The 19667-nt window shown below is 67.8% G+C and carries 20 protein-coding genes; 9 read left to right on the top strand and 11 right to left on the bottom strand.

Going from position 1 to position 19667, the window contains the following annotated elements; translation table 11 throughout:
- Window positions 1–108: 108 nt before the first annotated feature.
- The 9 genes from sugE to HWW87_RS23405 all read right to left on the bottom strand — a co-directional run bounded on the left by sugE (window position 109) and on the right by HWW87_RS23405 (window position 10620).
- On the bottom strand, window positions 109–429 hold the full coding sequence (gene sugE / locus HWW87_RS23445; RefSeq protein WP_006497024.1) for a quaternary ammonium compound efflux SMR transporter SugE: 321 nt from the start codon (window positions 427–429) through the stop codon (window positions 109–111).
- Window positions 430–566: 137 nt separating this feature from the next.
- Complete coding sequence (locus tag HWW87_RS23440; protein ID WP_175822345.1) at window positions 567–851, bottom strand: DUF333 domain-containing protein; 285 nt, start codon at window positions 849–851, stop codon at window positions 567–569.
- A 162-nt stretch (window positions 852–1013) separates the two neighbouring features.
- Entirely contained in the window at window positions 1014–1712 is a 699-nt protein-coding gene (gene kdpE / locus HWW87_RS23435) for a two-component system response regulator KdpE (protein ID WP_174388205.1), read from the bottom strand.
- Entirely contained in the window at window positions 1705–4548 is a 2844-nt protein-coding gene (locus HWW87_RS23430) for a DUF4118 domain-containing protein (protein ID WP_175822344.1), read from the bottom strand. Before HWW87_RS23430 ends, kdpE begins: the two co-directional genes overlap by 8 nt.
- 153 nt (window positions 4549–4701) lie before the next feature.
- A complete protein-coding gene (gene kdpC, locus HWW87_RS23425) occupies window positions 4702–5283 on the bottom strand; it encodes a potassium-transporting ATPase subunit KdpC (protein ID WP_175822343.1) in 582 nt (193 codons plus the stop codon).
- Between the two features lie 25 nt (window positions 5284–5308).
- Entirely contained in the window at window positions 5309–7393 is a 2085-nt protein-coding gene (kdpB, locus tag HWW87_RS23420; protein ID WP_175822342.1) for a potassium-transporting ATPase subunit KdpB, read from the bottom strand.
- Between the two features lie 52 nt (window positions 7394–7445).
- On the bottom strand, window positions 7446–9251 hold the full coding sequence (kdpA, locus tag HWW87_RS23415; protein ID WP_175822341.1) for a potassium-transporting ATPase subunit KdpA: 1806 nt from the start codon (window positions 9249–9251) through the stop codon (window positions 7446–7448).
- On the bottom strand, window positions 9248–9340 hold the full coding sequence (kdpF, locus tag HWW87_RS23410) for a K(+)-transporting ATPase subunit F (RefSeq protein WP_006752209.1): 93 nt from the start codon (window positions 9338–9340) through the stop codon (window positions 9248–9250). Before kdpF ends, kdpA begins: the two co-directional genes overlap by 4 nt.
- A 305-nt stretch (window positions 9341–9645) precedes the next feature.
- Window positions 9646–10620, bottom strand: coding sequence for a quinone oxidoreductase (locus HWW87_RS23405; RefSeq protein ID WP_175822340.1), 975 nt, complete (start codon window positions 10618–10620; stop codon window positions 9646–9648).
- 439 nt (window positions 10621–11059) lie between these two features.
- On the opposite strand from HWW87_RS23405, the gene HWW87_RS23400 reads away from it, so the two are divergent.
- The 3 genes from HWW87_RS23400 to HWW87_RS23390 all read left to right on the top strand — a co-directional run bounded on the left by HWW87_RS23400 (window position 11060) and on the right by HWW87_RS23390 (window position 12678).
- Complete coding sequence (locus HWW87_RS23400; RefSeq protein WP_175822339.1) at window positions 11060–11413, top strand: Rap1a/Tai family immunity protein; 354 nt, start codon at window positions 11060–11062, stop codon at window positions 11411–11413.
- A gap of 302 nt (window positions 11414–11715) precedes the next feature.
- Window positions 11716–12243: a hypothetical protein gene (locus HWW87_RS23395; RefSeq protein WP_175822338.1), complete on the top strand. Its 528-nt coding sequence runs from the start codon at window positions 11716–11718 to the stop codon at window positions 12241–12243.
- A gap of 3 nt (window positions 12244–12246) precedes the next feature.
- A complete protein-coding gene (locus tag HWW87_RS23390) occupies window positions 12247–12678 on the top strand; it encodes a hypothetical protein (protein ID WP_175822337.1) in 432 nt (143 codons plus the stop codon).
- Between the two features lie 308 nt (window positions 12679–12986).
- Here the strand turns inward: HWW87_RS23390 and HWW87_RS23385 are convergent, their stop codons facing one another.
- Both HWW87_RS23385 and HWW87_RS23380 read right to left on the bottom strand, forming a co-directional pair.
- Window positions 12987–13379, bottom strand: a complete 393-nt coding sequence (locus HWW87_RS23385; RefSeq protein ID WP_006478230.1) for a methylglyoxal synthase — start codon at window positions 13377–13379, stop codon at window positions 12987–12989.
- Between the two features lie 55 nt (window positions 13380–13434).
- Complete coding sequence (locus HWW87_RS23380; RefSeq protein WP_175822336.1) at window positions 13435–14214, bottom strand: SDR family oxidoreductase; 780 nt, start codon at window positions 14212–14214, stop codon at window positions 13435–13437.
- Between the two features lie 209 nt (window positions 14215–14423).
- On the opposite strand from HWW87_RS23380, the gene upp reads away from it, so the two are divergent.
- From upp to rsfS, 6 genes are all read left to right on the top strand, one after another.
- On the top strand, window positions 14424–15074 hold the full coding sequence (upp, locus tag HWW87_RS23375; RefSeq protein ID WP_175822335.1) for a uracil phosphoribosyltransferase: 651 nt from the start codon (window positions 14424–14426) through the stop codon (window positions 15072–15074).
- Between the two features lie 228 nt (window positions 15075–15302).
- Complete coding sequence (locus HWW87_RS23370; RefSeq protein WP_006478227.1) at window positions 15303–16031, top strand: YebC/PmpR family DNA-binding transcriptional regulator; 729 nt, start codon at window positions 15303–15305, stop codon at window positions 16029–16031.
- Between the two features lie 105 nt (window positions 16032–16136).
- Window positions 16137–17417: a phosphoribosylamine--glycine ligase gene (gene purD, locus HWW87_RS23365; RefSeq protein WP_174433048.1), complete on the top strand. Its 1281-nt coding sequence runs from the start codon at window positions 16137–16139 to the stop codon at window positions 17415–17417.
- 118 nt (window positions 17418–17535) lie between these two features.
- On the top strand, window positions 17536–18459 hold the full coding sequence (gene hemF, locus HWW87_RS23360) for an oxygen-dependent coproporphyrinogen oxidase (protein WP_175822334.1): 924 nt from the start codon (window positions 17536–17538) through the stop codon (window positions 18457–18459).
- Window positions 18460–18499: 40 nt separating this feature from the next.
- Window positions 18500–19201, top strand: coding sequence for a nicotinate-nucleotide adenylyltransferase (locus HWW87_RS23355; RefSeq protein ID WP_175822394.1), 702 nt, complete (start codon window positions 18500–18502; stop codon window positions 19199–19201).
- A gap of 4 nt (window positions 19202–19205) precedes the next feature.
- Window positions 19206–19649 carry a ribosome silencing factor gene (gene rsfS / locus HWW87_RS23350; RefSeq protein WP_006484266.1) on the top strand — a complete coding sequence of 148 codons (444 nt, stop codon included), beginning with the start codon at window positions 19206–19208 and terminating at the stop codon, window positions 19647–19649.
- The last annotated feature ends 18 nt before the right edge of the window (window positions 19650–19667 follow it).

The following is a 19667-nucleotide window of genomic DNA, read 5'->3' as shown; positions in this document are numbered from 1 at the left end:
ACGGTATTCAGGCCCGAATGCGTTCCATTATAGACAGGCCGGACGGGCGACCGGCGCAATTCCGCGGCGGCGCGGCGCCCGGGCGCATGCGCGCCCGGGAGTCCGTCGTCAGGCGGCCGACGACAGCTTCAGGCCGACCAGCCCCGCGACGATCAGCGCCGCGCTCGCGACGCGTGCGACGGTCAGCGCCTCGCCCATCATCACGATGCCGAACACGAACGCGCCGACCGCGCCGATGCCCGTCCACACCGCGTACGCGGTGCCGAGTGGCAACTGGCGCATCGCGACCGCGAGCAGCCCGAAGCTGGCCAGCGCCGTCACGATCGTGAACACCGACGGACCGAGCTTCGTGAAGCCGTCCGACGATTTCAAACCGGCCGCCCAGGCCACTTCCAGCAAACCGGCGATCAACAACCATACCCACGCCATCTCGACGTACTCCGTATCGGATGGGGCCGTCCCCGTTGAAGCGAATGACCCGGGGTCGTCCCCGGGCGGCGCCGAGTATAACAAGAGGCTTACGGCCCTGCCGGCGGCCGATGCGGGGCGGGATCGGCCGGACGCGGTCAGTTCGCCACGCGCTTCGGCGCGCCGCCGCCGATGCAGCGGTCGTCGCGGTACAGCGCCCATTCCTCGCAGACGCGGCCGTCCTTGAACACGCACATCCCGACCTGCCCGCTCGACAGGTTGCGGATCACGTGACGACCGCCGAGCTTCTCGCAATTCACCGATGCGGGATTGGCGAGCGCCTGTTGCGATGCCGAAGGCTGCTGCCCGGGCGGCAGCGGCTGGGCGAACGCGCCGGGCGCAGCCAGCGCCAGCGCACAGATGACGACCAGACGGACGGACATTGCACGCTCCTCGTTTTTGTTCGCGGAACGGTCAGGATAGCGGGGATTGCGCAGCCGGTGTGCAAGGCCGGCGCCGGTCGCGAGACTGTCGCGCCGGCGCAACCCTGCCGGTGTGCGGCGGCGCGGCCGCATGCGCCGCCTCGCACCACCCCACACCGCCCGTCACACGGCGCCGACGAGCCGGTAGCCGACGCCCGTCTCGGTGACGATGTGCTCGGGCTGCGCGGGATCGGCCTCGAGCTTCTGGCGCAGGTGCGCCATGTAGATGCGCAGGTAGTGATGGCTCTCGACGTGCGACGGCCCCCACACGTCGCGCAGCAACTGGCGGTGCGTGAGCACGCGCCCCGCGTGACGCACGAGCGTCGCGAGCAGCCGGTATTCGAGCGGCGTCAGGTGCACGATCTCGCCGTCGCGCCACACCTGGCGCAGCGCGAGATCGACGGTCACGGTGCCGAAGCTCACCTTCGGCGACTCGTTCGCGCCGCCCTGGTTGCGCCGGCGCAGTTGCGCGCGAATCCGCGCGCGCAGTTCGGACACGCCGAACGGCTTGGTCAGGTAGTCGTCGGCGCCCGCGTCGAGCGCCGCGACTTTCTCCTCTTCCTGCGTGCGGGCGGACAGCACGATCACCGGCACCTCGGACCAGCCGCGCAGCTCGCGGATCACGTCGAGGCCGTCGGTGTCCGGCAGGCCGAGGTCGACGATCACGAGGTCGGGCTTGCGCGTCGCCGCGTCGATCAGCCCCTGCTTGCCCGTCTCGGCTTCGAACACCGCGATGTCCTCCTCTTCGAGCGCGGCGCGCACGAAGCGGCGGATCTGCTTTTCGTCCTCGATCAGGACGACGGTCAGGCTGGGTTCACTCATGGTCTGGCAATGACTCGGATGGGGACGATGCGCCCGGCAGGTCGGATTCGTCGTCGGGCACGGCCGGCGCGGCCGGCGGCGTGTCGACCGGCAGCGTGAACCAGAAGCGCGCGCCCGTCACGTGGCCGTCGGGCGCGGTGCGGTTGAGCGCGCCGATTTTACCGCCGTGCGCCTCGACGATCGCGCGGCAGATCGCGAGGCCGAGCCCGATGCCCGGCGTCGCCGATTCCTTCTCGCCGCGCGTGAACTTGTCGAAGATCCGCGCCTCCATGCCGGCCGGCAGGCCCGGGCCGTGATCGTCGACGTGCACGCGCACGAACGGGTTCCCGTCGTCGGTCACGCGCTCCGCGCCGATGTCGAGCGACGTATCGGGCGGCGTATACTTCGCCGCGTTCTCGAACAGGTTGGTGAACAGCCGCTCCATCAGCACCGCGTCCATCTGCAGCAGCGGCAGGTCGGCGGGCAGCGCGACGCGCACGGGATGGCGCGCGAGCACCCGCCGGCATGCGGCGAGCGCGGCGCCGACGGTTTCCTCGAGCAGCGACCACTGGCGCTTGAGCTGCAGGCTGCCGGCCTGCAGCCGCGCCATGTCGAGCAGGTTCGTGACGATGCCCGTCATGCGCAGCGCCTCGTCGTGAATCGCGTCGACGAGTTCGCCCTCGCGCTGCGCGAGGCGCCCGCCCGCCGCGGCGTCGCCGGCCTGTGCGGCCGCGCGCCCGTTCGCGAGCATCGACGAGAAGCCGACGATCGTCGTGAGCGGCGTGCGCAGGTCGTGCGAAATCGCCGACAGCAGCGAGTTGCGCAGCCGCTCGGATTCCATGTTGACGAGCGCGTCGCGCGCGATCTCGACGTAGTGCACGCGTTCGAGCGCGAGCGCGATCTGCGCGGCGAACGCATCGAGCATCCGCTGCTGCTCGGGCACCTCGAGCTCGTGCGGCTCGCGGGAAGCCACCGCGAGCACGCCGCGCGTGCGCATCGGCGCCTTCAGCGGCAGGTACAGCGCGGCGGTCGCGGGCAGCGTATCGGTGCCGCGCCCGGCCGGCTTCTGCTGGTCGTACACCCACTGGCCGACGTCGCTGTCGAGCTCCGCGCCCGTCAGCGTGACGGCCGCATCGGGCTCCTCGATCTTCTGCCGCACCTGATCCGCGCTGTCGGGCAGCAGGATCGCGACGCGCGCGCGAAACACCTCGCCCACGTGGCGGCTGCCGATCTCGACGATCTGTTCGGTCGTCAACGCCGCGCCGAGCTCGCGCGCCATCGCGTAGATCGCGCCGGTGCGGCGCTCGCGGCGCTGCGCGACGCTCGCCTGGCGCGTCAGCGTCGACGTCAGGTGGCTGATCACGAGCGACGTCAGCAGCATCCCGAAGAAGGTCAGCAGGTATTGCGTGTCGCTGACCGAGAACGACATGCGCGGCGGCACGAAAAAGAAATCGAACGCGGCCACCGACAGGAACGACTGCAGCACACCCGGGCCGCGCCCGAGCCGCACGGCCGAAAACACCACGCCGAGCAGGTACAGCATCACGAGGTTCGTGAGGTCGAGCCGCCCGGACACGACGCTCGCGACGACGGTGATCGCCGCGCAGATCGCGGCCGCATACGCGTAGTGGCGCGGCGGCGAACGATGCGTGCCGAACTGCGCGAACGCATCGCGCCAATCGCGCGCCCGCGCGTCGAGGGGTGCCGCGCGCGCCTCGTCGCTCGCGGACGCGCGAATCAGCATCAGGTCGACGTCGCCCGCGCGTTCCGCCAGCTGCTCGCCAAATGGCCGCACGAAGCGGCGCGCGAGCCCGACCTTCGGCGAGCCGCCCGCGACGAGCTTCGACACGTTGCGCACCTTCGCATAGCCGATCAGCGCGGCGACCGCGTCGGCGCCGGCGAGCGTGGCCGTCTCCGCGCCGAGCTCGGCCGCGAGCTTCAGCGCGTCGAGCGTGCGCTGCCGCCGCGCGTCGGGCAGCCGCTGCAGGCGCGGCGTCTCGACATACACGGCGATCCAGTCGGCCTTCAGGCTCGTGGCGAGCCGCGCCGCCGCGCGCACGAGCGTCGGCGCTTCGGCGCCCGGGCCGACGCACACGAGCAGCCGTTCGCGCGCCTGCCAGATGCGCTGGATCGAACGGTCGGCGCGGTACTCGCGCATCTGCGCGTCGACGCGATCGGCCGTGCGTCGCAGCGCCAGCTCGCGCAGCGCGATCAGGTTGCCCTTGCGGAAGAAGTTGCGCACCGCGCGCTCGGCCTGCTGCGCGAGATAGACCTTGCCGTCGCGCATCCGCTCGAGCAGCTCCTCGGCCGGCAGGTCGACGAGCGTGACTTCGTCGGCCGCGTCGAACACGCGATCGGGCACGGTCTCCCACACGCGGATGCCGGTGATCGCGCCGACCACGTCGTTCAGGCTTTCGAGGTGCTGGACGTTGACGGTCGTATACACGTCGATGCCCGCGTCGAGCAGCTCGTAGACGTCCTGCCAGCGCTTCAGGTGCCGTGCGCCCTGCACGTTCGAATGCGCGAGCTCGTCGACGAGGATCAGTTGCGGCGCACGCGCGAGCGCGCCGTCGAGATCGAATTCGGCGAGCGGGCGGCCGCGATAGTCGATGCGGGCGGGCGGCAGCACGTCGAGGCCGTCGAGCAGCGCGGCGGTCTCGCTGCGGCCGTGGGTCTCGACGATGCCGACGACGACGTCGACGCCTTCCTGCCGGCGCTGGCGCGCGGCCTGCAGCATCGCGTAGGTCTTGCCGACGCCGGCGGACGCGCCGAAGAAGATCTTGAGCTGGCCGCGCCGCTGCTTTTCTTCGTCTCGCTGCAGCTTGTCGAGGAGTTGGTCGGGATCGGGGCGGTTCATGCGTCAGGAGGGCGACACGCCGGATGGCGCGCGAGATACAGTCATTGTGGTTCCAAATCGCCGCAAAAGGCAAAGACGGCGCGAGCGCCGTCGGAAAAAGCGCATCCGGCGCGGATCAGGCCGCGCCGGATGCCGGTCGGCACGCGCGACCGGTCAGTGCGCGGCCTGCGCCGCGTCGAGCGCGAGGTTCAGCTTCAGCACGTTCACGCGCGGCTCGCCGAGCACGCCGAACTGGCGGCCCGCCGTGTTCGCGGCGACCAGTTGCGCGACCGCGTCCGGCGCCAGATTGCGCGCCTTCGCGACGCGCTCGACCTGGTACGCGGCGGCGGCCGGCGTGATCTCCGGATCGAGGCCGCTCGCCGATGCGGTCACGAGGTCGACCGGCACCGGCTTCGACAGGTCGGTGCCGGCGTCGCGCAGCGCGGCGATGCGCGCCTTCACTTGGTCGGCGAGCGACGGGTTCAGCGGGCCGAAATTCGAGCCGCCGGAGCCGGCCGCGTTGTACGGCATCGGCGCGGTGGCCGACAGGCGGCCCCAGAAATACTTCGGCGCGTCGAACGGCTGGCCGATCAGCGCGGAGCCGACGACCTTGCCGTCCTGCTCGATCAGGCTGCCGTTGGCCTGCGACGGGAACACGGCCTGACCGAACACGGTCATCACGGCCGGGTAAGCGAGCCCCGTGACGGCGGTCAGGACGACGAACAGCACGACGAGCGGGCGAATCAACGATTTCATGATGGTTCCTTCAAGGACGGCCGGCTCAGGCCCAGCCGAGCGCGGCGAGCGTCATGTCGATCAGCTTGATGAACGGGAACGGCAGCAGCACGCCGCCGAGGCCGTACACCAGCAGGTTGCGGCGCAGCAGCGACGCGGCGCCGAGCGGCCGATAGGTCACGCCCTTCAGCGCGAGCGGAATCAGCGCGACGATGATCAGCGCGTTGAAGATCACCGCGGACAGGATCGCGGACGCCGGCGACGTCAGGTGCATGATGTCGAGCACGCGCAGTTGCGGGTAAGTCGTCACGAACGCGGCCGGGATGATCGCGAAGTACTTCGCGATGTCGTTCGCGATCGAGAACGTCGTCAGCGACCCGCGCGTCATCAGCATCTGCTTGCCGATCTCGACGATCTCGATCAGCTTCGTCGGGTTCGAGTCGAGGTCGACCATGTTGCCGGCTTCCTTCGCCGCCTGCGTGCCCGTGTTCATCGCGACCGCCACGTCGGCCTGCGCCAGCGCCGGCGCGTCGTTGGTGCCGTCGCCCGTCATCGCGACGAGCCGGCCGGCCGCCTGATGTTCGCGGATCGTCGCGAGCTTGGTTTCCGGCGTCGCTTCCGCGAGGAAATCGTCGACGCCCGCTTCCGCCGCGATCGCCGCGGCCGTCAGCCGGTTGTCGCCCGTCACCATCACGGTCTTGATGCCCATCTTGCGCAACTCCGCGAAGCGCTCCTTGATGCCGCCCTTCACGATGTCCTTCAGCTCGATCACGCCGAGCACGCGCGCCGCCCCTTCCTGCAGGTCGGCCACGACGAGCGGCGTGCTGCCGCGGCGCGCGACGTCGTCCACCGCGCGACGCACCTCTTCCGGGAAGCGGCTGCCGTGGGTTTCGACGTAGCGGCGGATCGCGTCGGCCGCGCCCTTGCGGATTTCGCGGCCGGGGAGATCGACGCCGCTCATCCGCGTCTGCGCGGAAAAGCCGAGGAACGTCGCGTGCAATTGCGCCATGTCGCGCTGGCGAATGTTGAAGCGCTCCTTCGCGAGCACGACGATGCTGCGCCCTTCCGGCGTTTCGTCGGCGAGCGACGACAGTTGCGCGGCATCGGCCAGCGCTTCCTCGGTCACGCCCGGCGCGGGCACGAACATCGACGCCTGGCGATTGCCGAGCGTGATCGTGCCGGTCTTGTCGAGCAGCAGCACGTCGACGTCGCCGGCCGCTTCGACCGCGCGGCCCGACGTCGCGATCACGTTCGCCTGCATCATCCGGCTCATCCCGGCCACGCCGATCGCGGACAGGAGCCCACCGATCGTCGTCGGGATCAGGCACACGAGCAGCGCGACGAGCGCGGTGATCGTCACCACGTGGCCGGCCTTCATCGCTTCGACCGAGAACATCGAGAACGGCAGCAGCGTCGCGGTCGCGAGCAGCATCACGATCGTCAGCGCGACGAGCAGGATCGTCAGCGCGACCTCGTTCGGCGTCTTCTTGCGCTTCGCGCCTTCGACCATCGCGATCATCCGGTCGAGGAACGCCTCGCCGGGGTTCGCGGTGACCTTGACGACGATCCAGTCCGACAGCACGCGCGTGCCGCCCGTCACCGACGAGAAGTCGCCGCCCGATTCGCGGATCACCGGCGCGGATTCGCCGGTGATCGCCGATTCGTCGACCGACGCGACGCCGTCGACGACCTCGCCGTCGGCCGGGATCACGTCGCCGGTCTCAACCAGCACGACGTCGCCTTTACGCAGGTCGGACGCGGTCGTGATGCGGATCGGCGACTTCGGATGCGGCTCGTTGAGCTTCTTCGCCATCACGTCCTTCTTCGCGCTGCGCAGCGACGCGGCCTGCGCCTTCGAGCGCCCTTCGGCGAGCGCTTCGGCGAAGTTTGCGAACAGCACCGTGAACCACAGCCACAGCGTGATCGCGAGGATGAAGCCGGCCGGCGCCTCGGCCTGGCCCGTGAGCGCCGCGATCCACAGGATCGTGGTGAGGATGCTGCCGACGTACACGCAGAACATCACCGGGTTGCGGAACTGCGTGCGCGGCGTGAGTTTCTTGAACGAATCCACGATCGCCGGGCGCAGCAGCGCCGGGTCGAACATGGACCGTGTTGCGGAATGTTGAGTCATTGCGATCTCTTCAAGCTCTTCAGTCTTTTCAATGTGTCGCCATGCGGGCGCGTTACGCGCCCAGCCACATCATCAGGTGCTCGACGCCCGGGCCGAGCGCGAGCGCCGGCACGTAGGTCAGCGCGCCCACCAGCAGCACGGTGCCGAGCAGCAGCACGACGAACAGCGGGCCGTGGGTCGGCAGCGTGCCGCTCGTCACCGCGATGCGCTTCTTCGCGGCGAGCGAGCCGGCGATCGCCAGCACCGGCACGATCGTGCCGAAGCGGCCGAACCACATCGCGATCGCGGTCATCCAGTTGTAGAACGGCGTGCCGACCGTCAGGCCCGCGAACGCGCTGCCGTTGTTGTTCGCGGCCGAGCTGAACGCATAGAGGATTTCCGAGAAGCCGTGCGGGCCCGGGTTCGCGATGCCGGCCTTGCCCGCATCGGCGAGCACGGCGATCGAGGTGCCGACCAGCACAAGCAGCGGCGTGAGCAGCACGACGATCGACACCATCTTCATCTCGTACGACTCGATCTTCTTGCCGACGTATTCCGGCGTGCGGCCGATCATCAGGCCGGCGACGAACACCGCGAGCAGCGCGAACACGAGCATCCCGTAGAGGCCGGAGCCGACGCCGCCGAAGACCACCTCGCCGAGCTGCATCAGCAGCATCGGCACGAGGCCGCCGACCGGCGTCAGCGAATCGTGCATCGCGTCGACCGCGCCGCACGACGCGGCCGTGGTCGCGACCGTGAAGATGCCGGTCTGCGCGATCCCGAAGCGCGTTTCCTTGCCTTCCATGTTGCCGCCCGGCTGCAGCGCGCCGGCCGACTGGTCGACGTGCAGCGCGGCGAGCGTCGGGTTGCCGGCCTGCTCGGCGCTCACCTCGACGCCGGTTGCAACCGCGAACGCGACCGTCATCGCCGCGAGCACCGCGATGCCCTGCCGGCGGTCGCCGATCATGCGGCCGAACACGAGGCACAGCGCGGCCGGGATGATCAGGATCGCGAAGATCTCGATGAAGTTCGAGAACGGCGTCGGGTTCTCGAACGGGTGCGCGGAGTTCGCGTTGAAGAAGCCGCCGCCGTTGGTGCCGAGCATCTTGATCGCTTCCTGCGATGCGACCGGGCCCATCGCGAGCGTCTGCTTCGTCAGCGGCGTCGGCACGGTCACCGCGTTGCCCTTGTCGTCCTTCACCGGGTTGCCTTGCGCATCGAGCTTCGGCGCCGCGTAGGTGCTCGCCTGCAACACCGGCACGTCCTGGTACGCCTTCATGTTCTGCAGCACGCCCTGGCTCATCAGCAGCGCGGCGACGAGCGCCGCCATCGGCACGAGCACGTACAGCGTCACGCGCGTGAGGTCGACCCAGAAGTTGCCGATCGTCTGCGCAGTGTGGCGCGCGAAGCCGCGGATCAGCGCGATCACGACGACGATGCCGGTCGCCGCCGACAGGAAGTTCTGCACCGTCAGGCCGAGCATCTGCGACAGGTAGCTGACGGTCTGCTCGGGTGTGTAGTCCTGCCAATTCGTATTGGCGACGAAGCTGACGGCGGTGTTGAACGCGCCGTCGGCCGTCATCGCGCCGAACTGCTGCGGGTTGCCGGGCAGGAAGCCCTGCAGGCGCAGCAGCCCGTAGAGGAACAGCACGCCGAGCGCGTTGAACGCGATCGTCGCGACCGCATACTGCTTCCAGTTCATCTCAGTGCCGGCATCGACGCCGGCCACGCGATACAGCACGCGTTCGAGCGGCCCGAACACGCGCACGACGCGCGAGCTGCCGTCCATCACCGCGGTCAGGTAGCGCGCGACCGGCATGGCCGCCGCGAGCAGCACGACGATGAACAGCAGCGTCTGCAACAGGTTGTTCGCGTTCATTCGATGTCCTCCGCGCGCAGCAGCGCAAAGACGAGATACGCGAACAGCAGGGCCGTCGAGGCACCCGCCAGCCAAAGCATCCAGGTCATGCGCGCCCCCCGCGACCGTATTGCACGAGCTTGTCGCAACCGGCAAGCAAACCGAGGATCAGCGCGGTGAAGAGCACCAGTGCGCCGATGAAAACCCCATCCATTTTTTGTTCTCCGTCGTCGAAATCGGACGACTAGAACCTTATGGGAACGCGCGTAAAGGGCGGGTCAAAGCTATCGGGGTGGGTATAAAAAACGCGTAAACGCGCGCGGCGGGACGAGAGCAGATCTAGGCGGGACGGACGGCGCCGCAGCGCCGCCCGCGACAGGCGCGTGCCGGCTTCGCGCCGGCACGCGGGGACGGGTCAGGGAACGAGGATCGTCGAACCGGTGGTCTTGCGCGCTTCCAGATCGGCATGCGCGCGGCCGACTTCGGCGAGCGGGTAGCGCTGGTTGATGCTCGTCTTCACCTTGCCCGACAGGATCACGTCGAACAGCTCGGCGGCCGCGGCGTCGAGATCGGCGCGCTTCGCGATGTACGAGAACAGCGTCGGCCGCGTGAAGAACAGCGAGCCGCGCGACGAGAATTCCTTCGAGTCGATCGGCGGCAGCGGGCCCGACGCATTGCCGAAGCTGACGAAGTAGCCGAGCGGCGCGAGGCAGTCGAGCGAGCCGACGTAGGTGTCCTTGCCGATCGAATCGTAGACGACCGGCACACCCGCGCCGTTCGTGATTGCCTTCACGCGCTCCGTGAAGTTCTCGCGCGTGTAGACGATCGGGTGATCGCAGCCGTGCGCCTTCGCGAGTTCGGCCTTTTCGTCGGAGCCGACCGTGCCGGTCACGGTCGCGCCGAGCGCCTTCGCCCACTGGCACACGAGCAGCCCGACGCCGCCGGCCGCCGCATGGATCAGGATCGTATCGCCGGCCTTCACCGGGTACGTGCGGCGCAGCAGGTAATGCGCGGTCAGGCCCTGCAGCATCACCGACGCCGCGTCGTCGTAGCCGATGCCGTCCGGCAGCTTCACGACGCGCTCGGCCGGCATCACGCGCTCCTGCGCATACGCGCCGGGCGGCTGCCCGACATAGGCGACGCGGTCGCCGGCCCTGAACGCGGTCACGCCGTCGCCGACGGCCGTCACCTCGCCCGCCGCCTCCATCCCGAGGCCGCCGGGCAGCGGCTGCGGATACAGGCCCGTGCGGAAATACACGTCGATGTAGTTGAGCCCGACCGCGTGTTGCCGGATGCGGACTTCGCCCGCCTTCGGCGCGCCGACCTCGACATCGACCCACTTCATCACGTCCGGGCCGCCCGGCTGGTCGTATCGGATTGCTTTCGGCATCGTTTTGCTCCTTTTATCTGAAATTCCGGTTCGGCAAACGCGTCGATACCCCCCAAAGGCGATACATGCAGACGCGGGGCTCGGCGGGTGATTCTCGCGCGTCGTGCATGGTCATGCAGCGCGTCGTCGAAATCCCTTCACTGCCGTAGGGTTTTCGCGGAAGACGGCCCGCACTCGCCCCCCATGCTGGCAGATGACACGACGTCGAGCCGGTCGCCGTTGTTGGTTCATCAAGCGTGCGGCGCACATGCCATGCGCAACACTTTGTCACCTTCAAGTCACGGCCCGCAAGGTGGATGAAATGGCCTCGGGTACGCGACGGCAAAGCGCCGCCGCCCGGCGGGCCCGTGTGTCGTGCGCCGCAATGGAGCGCCCAAGACCATTGAACGGAAGACGGCCGTGCTATTTTGCTTTTCGCCGAATCCACGAGCCCCATGCCATGAGCGTCTTTTTCATCCGGAGTGTGTTTCTTTTCGCGTCGTTGTCGGCAAGCATCGGCATCGCACAGGGCGCCGCGATACCGCGTGTCGACGGCACCCGACTACTCGACGGCATGAGCCGCACCGACAACACGCCGTACGCCGACGCCGAGCGCCACGCCATGACCGGTTACCTGGCCGGCGTGGCCGATACCACCGAAGGCAGGGACTGGTGCGACAACGGGCGCGTCAAACCGCGAGAAATCGATTCGGAAGTGCTCGGCGCGCTACACGAACTGCCGACGGACGCACTGAAGGCAAGTGCGGCAGGTATGGTCACCCATGTCTTGAGACAAAACCACCCTTGCGGTTAACAGCCCCCCTGAACGCCGGACATAGCCTCTCACTTAAGCTAGCAGGTAGGCTGGCGAACTGATCGCAACGTCTCGAAGATGGCGTTTGGCGCTGAAGAGGCAATTTGCATCACTGTCCGCACTTTCATTCATGATCGGTGTTGCTTCGCCACCCTATGAATATGCTTACTTATTCTGGCACGGACGCAGGAAAGTCTCTCTCAGTCGCCCCGCCACGTATTACCGATACAGCTTTTTCTGTGGCTGTCCCATCGCTCCCACGTGGGGCACGGCCCATTATCGACGACCAGTCTGGCGCGTGTGTGGGCTTCATCCACGAAGGCGCGAAAAACGTTTGGCATGTTTTTGACGTATCTGGTCAATACGTCGGGATCGAGGAAGCTCCCTTAGAATCACCCCTCGTTGACCCATATGATTTGGTTCTCATAGGTTCTGCGGCATTGAAGCTCATACGCACCGGCTTCAACACCGTTTCCCGATTGGCGACCGGACGCGCCGCGGTCTCTGCCACATCAAAGATGACGAGCAGAATACTTCCGCTTCTGCGCAGTAGACTGCAAGGCTTGCCGGTGAGGCGATTGCAGTTTACCGAGACAACGGCCAAGCACATGGCAAACCCGGGTCGATTTGTACCTGTTCACATCCTCCATTTGGCGATCAAGTATGGAAGGCGAATGCCCGACCCCCAGAAGGTGGCGGGTGTATTTCGATATGAAATCGAGATGTCCCGCTTTGTGAAGAGGGGAACAATCTTCATTCGAGAGCGTAAAACGCTGGAAGTTGTCGTTCGAGAGTCCGACTGGACAATCCTCCACTTTATGTACTATTGACACATGCTGATCATTGAAACAGATGACTTTCGACTTCAAATGGAGCCCGTTGCCGCGCGACGCGAGGAACCGGGAGGCCCGTATCTTGAATGGATCGATGTACGAATCCAATTGACGGTACCGGGCATTCAGGCGGAAGGGCGATGGAGTGTGATGCCCGACGAGTTGCGACAATTTCGGCAACAGATTCAATCCATGCAAACGCAGCTTCAATCCGGGCAACGAGCGGATTTAACCAGCGTCGAGCCGGGGTTTGAACTCACATTACGAATGCTCGATCGAGGCGTAATCGTAGGCGACTGGCGCTTTCAGCCAATCCCTCCCGATGGAGCATGCATCACGGGGCATTGCGGGCTGGATCAGTCGTTCTTGCCCGAACTGCTACAAGGAATCGAATCCCTTCTATCGTTCAGCGGAACGAGCCATTCACCGTAATCGAGGCCCTCGCGCGCGGAGGCACGTGCCTTGGTCGACGCCGTAGTCAGCCAGCCGACGGCTTCACCGAACGCGCAAGCACGCTCGCCAGCTCGATTGTGTGCCAGGCCATCACGCCAAGAAGCGGTGCCGTCATGAGCGGCGCGCCGAAGCCGTCGAACCCGGCCGTTGCGTGGCAATGCACCGACCCGCTCGCTCGACAGCGAAGCATTCGGCACGATCCGTCCGAAACTCCGCGGCCGATCGCATACGACAACCTCTTAAACGAAACCCCCGACCGTTAAAGCGCGGCGTTCTTCAACAGCTGACTAGCAAACATCCTGCATGTTCCTCGCCAGATCGTCGAGCAGCATCCGCGCGGTCGCGACGTTGGTCGCGACCGGCACGTCGTGCACGTCGCATGCGCGCACCAGCGCGGTGATGTCGGGGTCGTGCGGCTGCGCGGTCATCGGGTCGCGCAGGAACACGACGATGTCGACGCGGCCGTCGGCCAGTTCCGCGCCGATCTGCAGGTCGCCGCCGAGCGGCCCCGACAGCTTGCGCTCGACCTCGAGCCCGTGCGCGGCGGCGATACGGCCGCCCGTCGTGCCCGTCGCGACCAGCCGGCATTGCGCGAGCGTCTCGCGATACTGGCCCGCGAGCGCGACGATCTCGTCCTTCTTCGCGTCGTGCGCAATCAGTGCGATGCGGGGTTTGCTCATCTCCAGTTCCTTCGTCGTTCGGTTGTTGTCGTGATCGTGAATCGAAAAGCGCGGGTCAGAACGTGCCCGGATACGCGCCGCCGTCGAGCAGCCAGTTCTGCCCGGTGATGTAGCCGGCGTGCACGCTGCACAGGAACGCGCAGGCCGCGCCGAATTCGGCGCGCGTGCCGAGGCGCCCGGCCGGGATGTCCTTGGTGCGCCGCGCGCGCATCTCGTCGACCGACACGCCCTGCGCCTTCGCCGACGCGGCGAGCGTCGTCGCGATCCGGTCGGTGTCGAACAGCCCCGGCAGCAGGTTGTTGATCGTCACGCCCTGCCCCGCGACCTTGCGCGACAGCCCCGCGACGAAGCCGGTCAGCCCCGAGCGCGCGCCGTTCGACAGCGCGAGCACGTCGATCGGCGCCTTCACGGCCGAACTCGTGATGTTGACGATCCGGCCGAAACCGCGGCCGATCATCCCGTCGACGGTCGCCCGGATCAGCTCGATCGGCGTCAGCATGTTCGCCTCCAGCGCGCGGATCCAGTCGTCGTGGGAAAAATCGCGGAAGTCGCCGGGCGGCGGGCCGCCGGCATTCGTCACGAGAATGTCCGGCTGCGGGCACGCGGCGAGCGCGGCCGCGCGGCCGTCCGGCGTCGTGATGTCGCACGCGACCGCAGTGACCGACACGTTCGCGCCGGCGCGGATCTCTTCCGCGGTTTCCTCCAGCGTGTCGCGCGTGCGCGCGACGATCACGAGGTTCGCGCCCTCGGCGGCCAGCGCTTCCGCGCAGCCACGCCCGAGGCCCTTGCTGGCCGCGCACACGAGCGCGGTCTTTCCTTCAATGCCGAGATCCATCGTCGCTTCCCTGGTGGCGCGCGTGCCGGCGCGGCCCCGCGTTGCCGCCGGCGGGCAGGCGAACGGGCGTGCGCGGCACGCGGATTGTCGAGAGACGTCGATAATATCCGGATCGCGCGGCGCGCCTTGGTAAAATTGCGGCCATAAGTGACGGCCGGCCCGTGCCCGCCGCCGCCCCCGATCCCCTTTTGCCGCCAAGGCACCCCGTCATGAAACAGGACAGCCGTTTCCCGAACCTCTTCATCACCGATCACCCGCTGATCCAGCACAAGCTCACGCACATGCGCGACAAGGACACGTCGACGCGCACGTTCCGCGAACTGCTGCGCGAGATCACGCTGCTGATGGGCTATGAGATCACCCGCAACCTGCCGATCACGACCAAGCGGGTCAAAACCCCGCTGGTGGCGGTCGACGCGCCGGTGATCGCGGGCAAGAAGCTCGCGATCGTGCCCGTGCTGCGCGCGGGCATCGGAATGTCGGACGGGCTGCTCGACCTGGTGCCGTCGGCGCGCGTCGGCCACATCGGTGTGTACCGCGCCGAGGATCACCGCCCGGTCGAATACCTGGTGCGCCTGCCGGACCTGGAAGACCGCATCTTCATCCTGTGCGACCCGATGGTCGCGACCGGCTATTCGGCCGTGCATGCGGTCGACGTGCTCAAGCGCCGCAACGTGCCGGCCGCGAACATCATGTTCGTCGCGCTGGTCGCCGCGCCCGAGGGCGTGCAGGTGTTCCAGGACGCGCACCCGGACGTGAAGCTGTTCGTCGCGTCGCTCGACTCGCACCTGAACGAGCACGCGTACATCGTGCCGGGCCTGGGCGACGCCGGCGACCGCCTGTTCGGCACCAAGAACTGACCGAACCGGGCGGCCGGCGCCGTCGCGCCGCGCATCCCGGCGCGCCGCGACGGCCGCCCCGGCCGTTCGGCCATGCGCGGCGGCCCCGAACCGGCGGTCGCCGCGTGATAAAATCACGTTCCACTCGACACGCGCGGCCCCGCGGCTTCATGCCCGCCGACACGGCCGCCGATTCAACGACACATTGCAACAATCGCCCGCGCTGCGCGCCCGGGCACGGAGAAAGGTATGGCTGGTCATTCGAAATGGGCCAACATCAAGCATAAGAAGGCTGCGGCCGACGCGAAGCGCGGCAAGATCTGGACCCGCCTGATCAAGGAAATCCAGGTGGCGGCGCGCCTCGGCGGCGGCGACGTCAACTCGAACCCGCGCCTGCGTCTCGCGGTCGACAAGGCAGCCGACGCGAACATGCCGAAGGACAACGTCAAGCGCGCGATCGACCGCGGCGTCGGCGGCGCGGACGGCGCGAACTACGAAGAGATCCGTTACGAAGGCTACGGCATCAGCGGCGCGGCGATCATCGTCGACACGCTGACCGACAACCGCACCCGCACGGTCGCGGAAGTCCGCCACGCATTCTCGAAGTTCGGCGGCAACATGGGCACCGACGGCTCGGTCGCATTCATGTTCGATCACGTCGGCCAGTTCCTGTTCGCGCCCGGCACGTCGGAAGACGCGCTGATGGAAGCCGCGCTCGAAGCCGGCGCGAACGACGTGAACACGAACGACGACGGCTCGATCGAAGTGCTGTGCGACTGGCAGGCGTTCTCGGCGGTGAAGGATGCACTCGAAGCCGCGGGCTTCAAGGCCGAACTCGCCGAAGTGACGATGAAGCCGCAGAACGAAGTCGAATTCACCGGCGACGACGCGGCGAAGATGCAGAAGCTCCTGGACGCACTCGAGAACCTCGACGACGTGCAGGACGTGTATACGAACGCCGTCATCGTCGAGGAATGAGATGCCGGCCGCCGTGCGCAGCGTTGCGACGGCGGCCCGACCGATTTCGCGGCCGGCGCGCCTGAGCGTGCCGGCCGCCCTGTTTTCTAGTCTGCGGGGAATCCCATGAAACTACTCGTCGTCGGTTCCGGCGGCCGCGAACATGCGCTGGCGTGGAAGCTCGCGCAGTCGCCGCGCGTCCAGATGGTCTACGTCGCGCCCGGCAATGGCGGCACGGCGCAGGACGAGCGTCTGAAGAACGTCGACATCACGTCGCTCGACGAACTCGCCGATTTCGCGGAACGCGAAGGCGTCGCGTTCACGCTCGTCGGGCCGGAAGCACCGCTCGCGGCCGGCATCGTCAACCTGTTCCGCGCGCGCGGCCTGAAGGTGTTCGGCCCGACCCGCGAAGCCGCGCAGCTCGAAAGCTCGAAGGATTTCGCGAAGGCGTTCATGAAGCGCCACGGCATCCCGACCGCCGACTACGAAACCTTCGCCGACGCGGCCGCCGCCCACGCATACATCGACGCGAAGGGTGCGCCGATCGTCGTGAAGGCCGACGGCCTCGCGGCCGGCAAGGGCGTCGTCGTCGCGATGACGCTGGAAGAAGCGCATGCGGCCGTCGACATGATGCTGTCGGGCAACAAGCTGGGCGACGCCGGCGCACGCGTCGTGATCGAGGAATTCCTCGATGGCGAGGAAGCCAGCTTCATCGTGATGGTCGACGGCAAGCACGCGCTGGCGCTGGCTTCCAGCCAGGACCACAAGCGCCTGCTCGACGAAGATCGCGGCCCGAACACCGGTGGCATGGGCGCGTATTCGCCCGCGCCGATCGTCACGCCGCAGATGCACGCACGCGTGATGCGCGAGATCATCATGCCGACCGTGCGCGGGATGGAGAAGGACGGCATCCGCTTCACGGGCTTCCTGTACGCGGGCCTGATGATCGACAAGGACGGCAATCCGCGCACGCTCGAGTTCAACTGCCGGATGGGCGACCCGGAAACGCAGCCGATCATGGCGCGCCTGAAGAGCGATTTCTCGAAGGTCGTCGAGCAGGCGATCGCGGGCACGCTCGACACCGTCGAGCTCGACTGGGATCGCCGCACCGCGCTCGGCGTCGTGCTGGCCGCGCACGGTTATCCGGACACGCCGCGCAAGGGCGACCGCATCAACGGGATCCCGGCCGAGACCGCACAGGCCGTGACGTTCCATGCGGGCACGACACTCGCCGACGGCGACAAGCTCGTGACGTCCGGCGGCCGCGTGCTGTGCGTGGTCGGCCTCGCCGATTCGGTGCGCGAAGCGCAGCAGCATGCGTACGACACGATCAACCAGATCAATTTCGAAGGCATGCAGTACCGCCGCGACATCGGCTTTCGCGCGCTCAACCGCAAGAGCGCGTGACGTCGCCATCGCCGCCCCGCGCCCTCGCGGCGGCGGCCCGTCTGCCGGGGTTCGATAGAATGCCCGGCAGACGCTTTTTTTACGGCCCCCGCTCAGGGCGGGGGCAGCCAGTCCAGACATGACCGATTCGACCTACGACGTGACGCGTGTGCGCACGTACCTCCAGGGCCTGCAGACACGTATCGCCGACGCGCTCGGCGCGCTCGACGGCACGCCGCTCGCGACCGACACGTGGCAGCGCGGGCCGGCCGAACGCCTGCGCGGCGGCGGCTGCACGCGGATTCTCGAAGGCGGCCGCGTGTTCGAACGCGCGGGAATCGGCTTTTCCGACGTCGCGGGCGACGCGCTGCCGCCGTCGGCGAGCGCGGCGCGCCCGCAGCTCGCGGGCCGCGGCTTCGAGGCGCTCGGCGTGTCGCTCGTGCTGCACCCGCGCAATCCGTACTGCCCGACCGTGCACATGAACGTGCGGATGCTGATCGCGACGAAACCGGGCGAGGCCCCCGTGTTCTGGTTCGGCGGCGGCATGGATCTGACACCGGTTTACGGTTTCGAGGACGACGCGCGGCACTTCCACCAGACCTGCAAGGATGCGCTCGACCCGTTCGGCATCGAGCTCTACCCGCGCTTCAAGCAATGGTGCGACGAATACTTCTTCCTGAAGCACCGCAACGAGATGCGCGGCATCGGCGGGATCTTCTTCGACGATTTCTCGGAGCCCGGTTTCGAACGCTCGTTTGACATGATGCAAAGCGTCGGCGATGCGTTCCTGCAGGCTTACCTGCCGATCGTCGAGCGCCGCGCCGGGCTGCCGTATGGCGAGCGCGAGCGCAACTTCCAGGCATACCGCCGCGGCCGCTACGTCGAATTCAACCTCGTGTTCGACCGCGGCACGCTGTTCGGCCTGCAAAGCGGCGGCCGGACCGAGTCGATCCTGATGTCGATGCCGCCGGTCGCGAACTGGCGCTACAACTGGCAGCCCGAGCCGGGTTCGCCGGAAGCGCGCCTGACCAGCGACTTCCTCGTGCCGCGCGACTGGGTCTGAGCCCGCGCGCCCCCGCTGCCCCAACGAAAGGACGCCGTTTCTGGACACCACCACCCGCCCCGCCCCGCTGCCGCGTCGTATCGGCTTGCTGGGCGGTACTTTCGACCCGATCCACGACGGCCATCTCGCGCTCGCGCGCCGGTTCGCCGGGCTGCTCGACCTGACCGAACTCGTGTTGCTGCCCGCCGGGCAGCCGTACCAGAAGCGCGACGTGTCGGCCGCCGAGCACCGGCTCGCGATGACGCGCGCGGCCGCCGCCACGCTGTCCGTGCCGGGCGTGAGCGTGACCGTCGCCACCGACGAGATCGAGCACACCGGCCCGACCTACACGGTCGAGACGCTCGCGCGCTGGCGCGAGCGGATCGGCCCGGATGCGTCGCTGTCGCTGCTGATCGGCGCCGACCAGCTCGTGCGCCTCGATACGTGGCGCGACTGGCGCACGCTGTTCGACTACGCGCACATCGGCGTGTCGACGCGCCCGGGCTTCGAGCTCGGCGCGGCGCCGCCGGACGTCGCGCGGGAGATCGCCGCGCGGCAGGCCGGCGCCGACGTGCTCAAGGCCACGCCGGCAGGCCGCCTGCTGATCGATACGACCCTTTCGTTCGACATCGCCGCGACCGACATCCGCACGCACCTGCGCGAATGCATCGCGCGCCATGCGCAAATGCCCGACGCGTCGGCCGAACATGTGCCGGCCGCCGTATGGGCCTATATTCTTCAACATCGCCTCTACCATTCCTGAATCCATGGATATTCGTAAACTGCAGCGCGTGATCGTCGACGCCCTCGAAGACGTCAAGGCGCAAGACATCAAGGTGTTCAACACCAGCCACCTGACCGAACTGTTCGACCGCGTGGTCGTCGCATCGGGCACCTCCAACCGCCAGACCAAGGCCCTCGCGTCGAACGTGCGCGACAAGGTCAAGGAAGCCGGCGGCGACGTCGTCAGCTCCGAAGGCGAGGACACCGGCGAATGGGTGCTGGTCGACTGCGGCGACGCGGTCGTGCACATCCTGCAACCGGCGCTGCGCCAGTACTACAACCTCGAGGAAATCTGGGGCGACAAGCCCGTGCGGATGAAGCTCGGCGGCGGCAAGGGCAACGGCTTCGCCACGGCGAGCGAAGACGACGAGGAAGAGGAAGAAGCGCCCGCACGCCCGGCGCGCAAGACGGCCGCCCGCCGCCGTTAAGCCGTCACGCGTCTCCCG

The sequence above is a fragment of the Burkholderia sp. BCC0419 genome (assembly GCF_902830285.1).
Lineage (GTDB): Bacteria > Pseudomonadota > Gammaproteobacteria > Burkholderiales > Burkholderiaceae > Burkholderia.
This window is presented reverse-complemented; position numbering and strand designations above follow the sequence as displayed.